A 2,218-nucleotide genomic window follows, 5' to 3' on the forward strand; every position below is an offset into this window, starting at 1 on the left:
GGCGAGGGGGACGGAGGCGGCTGCTCAGCGACAGAGCGCGCTGGCGACCCGGCGCAGGTCGACGGCGCGACGCGCGGTGAGGTCCCACCCGGTCACTGACGCCCCCTGCTGCTCGGTCCCCGCCGGCCCCGTGCGCCCCCCGGCGGGGTGGCGGCGGACCGACGCGTGCCCCGCGCGGTGGCGGGGCACGCGTGCAGTCTACGGCCGGCGCCGCCGGGTCGCGCGGGCGGTCGGCGCCCCGCGACCCGTGCCGGTCAGCCCTTCGGCGCCGCCAGGCCCTGCTGGATCAGGTCCATCACCGACGAGTCGGCGAGCGTCGTGGCGTCGCCCACCTGCCGGTCCTCGGCGACGTCCCGCAGCAGCCGGCGCATGATCTTGCCCGACCGGGTCTTCGGCAGCTCCGGGACCACGAGGATCGTGCGGGGCTTCGCGATCGGGCCGATCTGCTGCGCGACGTGCGCGCGCAGCTCGGTCGCGGTGTCCTCGGGCGACTGCTCCGCCGCGCCGCCGCGGAGGATCACGAACGCCACGACCGCCTGCCCCGTGGTGTCGTCGTGCGCGCCGACCACCGCCGCCTCGGCGACCGACGGGTGCGACACCAGCGCCGACTCGATCTCCGTGGTCGACAGCCGGTGCCCGGACACGTTCATCACGTCGTCCACCCGGCCGAGCAGCCAGATGTCGCCGTCCTCGTCCTTCTTGGCACCGTCGCCCGCGAAGTAGATCCCGGGGAACCGGGCCCAGTACGTGTCGCGGAACCGCTGCTCGTCGCCCCAGATGCCGCGCAGCATCGCCGGCCACGGCTCGGTGAGCACCAGGTAGCCACCGGACCCGTTCGGCACGGGGTGCGCGTCGTCGTCGATGACCTCAGCGGCGATGCCGGGCAGCGGGGTCTGCGCGGAGCCCGGCTTGGCGACCGTGACCCCGGGCAGCGGGCTGATCATGATGGCGCCGGTCTCGGTCTGCCACCAGGTGTCGACGACGGGCGTGCGGTCGCCCCCGATGACCCGGCGGTACCAGGTCCAGGCCTCGGGGTTGATCGGCTCGCCGACCGACCCCAGCACCCGCAGGCTCGACAGGTCGAACTGGCCCGGGATGTCCTCGCCCCACTTCATGCAGGTGCGGATGGCGGTCGGTGCGGTGTACAGGATCGACACCCCGTACTTCTGCACGATCTCCCACCACCGGCCGCGGTGCGGGGTGTCCGGGGTGCCCTCGTAGATCACCTGGGTCGCGCCGTTGATCAGCGGGCCGTAGACGACGTACGTGTGCCCGGTGACCCAACCGACGTCGGCGGTGCACCAGTAGACGTCGGACTCGGGCTTGAGGTCGAAGACGTTGAGGTGCGTCCACGCCGCCTGGGTCAGGTAGCCGCCGGTGGTGTGGAAGATGCCCTTCGGCTTCCCCGTGGTGCCCGAGGTGTAGAGGATGAACAGCGGGTGCTCCGCCTCGACCGCGACGGGCTCGTGGGTGTCGGACGCGGCGTCGACGGCGTCGTGCCACCAGACGTCGCGGCCCTCGGTCCACGGCACGTCCTGGCCGGTCCGCCGGACGACCAGCACGCTGCGGACGACGTCGCCGCTGCCCTTGGCGAGCGCCTCGTCGACCGTCGGCTTGAGCGCGCTCGGGGCGCCGCGCCGGTAGCCGCCGTCCGCGGTGATGACCACGCGGGCGTCGGCGTCCAGGATGCGGGTGTGCAGCGCCTCGGCGGAGAACCCGCCGAACACCACCGAGTGCGGGGCGCCGATCCGGGCGCACGCCAGCATGGCGATGACGGCCTCGGGGATCAGCGGCAGGTAGATCGCGACCCGGTCGCCCGTCTGCACGCCGAGCGCCGTGAGCGCGTTCGCCGCCCGGGAGACCTCGCGCTGCAGGTCGGCGTACGTCAGCGTGCGGGTGTCGCCGGGCTCGCCCTCGAAGTGCAGCGCCACCCGGTCGCCGTGGCCGGCCGCGACGTGCCGGTCGACGGCGTTGTACGCGGCGTTGAGCCGGCCGTCGCCGAACCAGCGCGCCCGCGGGGCGCCGGACCAGTCGAGCACCTCCTGGAACGGCTCGGCCCAGTCGAGGAGCGAGCGGGCCTGCTCGGCCCAGAACTCGAGCCGCGCCGAGTTGGCCCAGGAGTACAGCTCCGCGTGCGCGTTCGCCTGCGCGGCGAACGCCGGGTCCGGCGGGAACCGCCGGTCCTCGGTGAGCAGGTTCTCCAGGCCCGGCGCGGGGG

The 2,218-nt window shown here is 74.3% G+C and carries 1 protein-coding gene; it reads right to left on the bottom strand.

What is annotated here, in order from left to right; all coding sequences use genetic code 11:
- Positions 1–254: 254 nt before the first annotated feature.
- On the bottom strand, positions 255–2,218 hold a 1,964-nt coding region (gene acs, locus G6556_RS18470; protein WP_240934733.1), incomplete at its 5' end, for an acetate--CoA ligase.

Origin of the sequence: Cellulomonas sp. IC4_254, from assembly GCF_011603975.1 — a bacterium.
GTDB lineage: Bacteria > Actinomycetota > Actinomycetes > Actinomycetales > Cellulomonadaceae > Cellulomonas.